Annotated in this window: 2 protein-coding genes; one reads left to right on the top strand and one right to left on the bottom strand. The window is 66.5% G+C overall.

Annotation, left to right across the window (positions count from 1 at the left end; translation table 11 throughout):
• Positions 1-200, top strand: a 200-nt coding sequence (locus OXU42_08695; protein MDE0029459.1) for an amidohydrolase family protein, incomplete at its 5' end; no start/stop codon positions are given.
• Positions 201-234: 34 nt separating this feature from the next.
• On the opposite strand, the gene OXU42_08700 is transcribed toward OXU42_08695, so the two are convergent.
• A complete protein-coding gene (locus tag OXU42_08700; GenBank protein ID MDE0029460.1) occupies positions 235-1,713 on the bottom strand; it encodes a hypothetical protein in 1,479 nt (492 codons plus the stop codon).
• Positions 1,714-2,026: the final 313 nt, after the last annotated feature.

Below are 2,026 nucleotides of genomic sequence, written 5' to 3' on the forward strand. Positions count from 1 at the left end.
ACCTGGTCTGGTGGGGGCACGACAACTGCATGTGGTCCAACGACTTCCCCCACGCCAACTCCACCTGGCCGCACTCGCGGGACGTGGTGGCGCGGGATCTCGGCCACCTGCCGGACGACGTGCGCGCCAAGCTCTTGAGGGACAACGTGGCGCGGCTCTACGACATGGCGGTGCCGGCGCCGATGGTGGCGGAAGCCTGACGGGCGCGCGCCGATCACACCTGCCGGCGGCGGTTCAGGAAGGATCGCCGGCCGCCGCCGTCGTCTTTCCCAGCGAAAGCGAGAAGCCCGGCTTGCGGATGTAGACTTGGGTGTACTCCTGCTGGCGAGTGAGCTCGTTGATGAGCCGCACCAGCGGCTGGCTCGCGCTCAGGTACTCCCGCGGCCGGCCGGCGTTCTGCAGAGCGTCCACAGCCTCGTCCCCCGCGTACACCCGCATGATCATCTCCTCGTCGGACATGGACGGCCCGCCGAGTTTCGCGCGCACCTCCTTGAGCGACGGGTCCGGCTGCTCCCAGTTCTCCCAGGCCTTGGCGCGCGGGCGGCCCAGAATCCGGTCCTTCACCTCGGGGTCCATGTACTCGGCGCCCTGTCGCCCCCAAATGCCAAGGGCGTACTGGATGGACTGATCGGTGACCTGCTTGTAGCGCTCTCCCATGATGACGTTGATGGCCGCCTGGGTGCCCACGAACTGGGACAGCGGCGTCACCATGATGGGATAGCCCCACTCTTCGCGCACCCGCGCGGCTTCTTCCAGCGCCGCCGGCAGCTTGTCCTCCATGCCCACCAGCCGGAGCTGGTGCACGAAGTTGGAGATCATGCCGCCGGGGACCTGGTGGCTGTAGACGGACTGGTCGAAGGCCCTCGGCGCCCCCACCGGCAGCCCGTCCCGCTTGGCGACGAAGGTGAAATGCTCCCGTACCGGCTCCAGCGCCTTCTCGTCCACCGACGCGGTGTGGCCCATGGCGCGCACGTTCTTGAGCATGTTGAAGATCGACGGCTGGGCCGAGCCGTTGGCCAAGGGCGGCACGCTGGTGTGGATGGTGGTCATGCCGAGCTTGATGGCTTCCAGGTAGTTGAGCGGCGCCAGCCCGTTGTTGCAGTGGGCGTGGAACTCCACCGGCGTATCGCCGATGTTCTCCAGCACGATGGGCACCAGGGTGCGGGTGCGCTCCGGCGTGAGCATGCCGCCCACGTCCTTGAAGCAGATCCGGTAGGGCTTCAGGGCCGCGGCTTCCCGGGCCTTCTGCGCGTAGTACTCGTCCGTGTGCCGCGGCGACACCGAGTAGATGATGTTCGCCACGGCGTCCATGCCGAGCGCGCGCAGGTCGTCCACCTCCTGCTTGAACACCGAGTAGTCGTTCCACGGATTGGAGTTGCGCGTCAGGCGGATGCCGTTATCCACCAGGTGGCTGACCACCAGCTTGGCCACTGCCGTGGGCTTCTTCTCCAGCCCGCCCCGGATGCTGCCGTGCATCCGCAGCGCGGTGTTGCGGGCGCGCCGGGTGCCTTCCCGGATCCAGTGCCACGGGTTCTCCTTGTGCTCGCGCACGTACTTCTTGATCATGGTGGCGCTGAAGAACTCCATGGACTCGAAGCCCGCCCGGTCCATGCCCTCGATGGCCTCGAGCATGGCCCCGGTCCTCATGTTGTACGCCCACAGGCTCTGGTTGCCGTCGCGCAGCGTGGTGTCCACGAATGTGACTTCGCTCATGGTGTTCCTCGGTGACCGGGAGCCGGTCGGATATTCGCGTCCTTCGACTTCGCTTCGCTGGCGCTCCGCTACGCTCAGGACGAACGGTGCAGAAACAGTGGTGAACCAACATTCCGTTCGTCCTGAGCGTAGCGAAGCGAAGTCGAAGGACGCTAACTGGCGGCTTCTTCCGCCGCCTCTCCGTTGGTGCTCCGCCCCAGGGTGAGGGAGAAACCCGGCTTGCGGATGTAGACCTGGGTGTACTCCTGCTGCTTGGTAAGCTCGTTGACGAGCCGCACCAGCGGCTGGCTGGCGCTCAGGTACTCCCGCGGCC

This window comes from Deltaproteobacteria bacterium (assembly GCA_028818775.1).
In the GTDB taxonomy this organism is placed as follows: domain Bacteria; phylum Desulfobacterota; class Binatia; order UBA9968; family JAJDTQ01; genus JAJDTQ01.

What these genes read in the sequence shown, in the direction of transcription:
- OXU42_08700 (MDE0029460.1), bottom strand. Translation starts at nt 1,713, where the DNA reads ATGAGCGAAGTCACATTCGTGGACACCACGCTGCGCGACGGCAACCAG.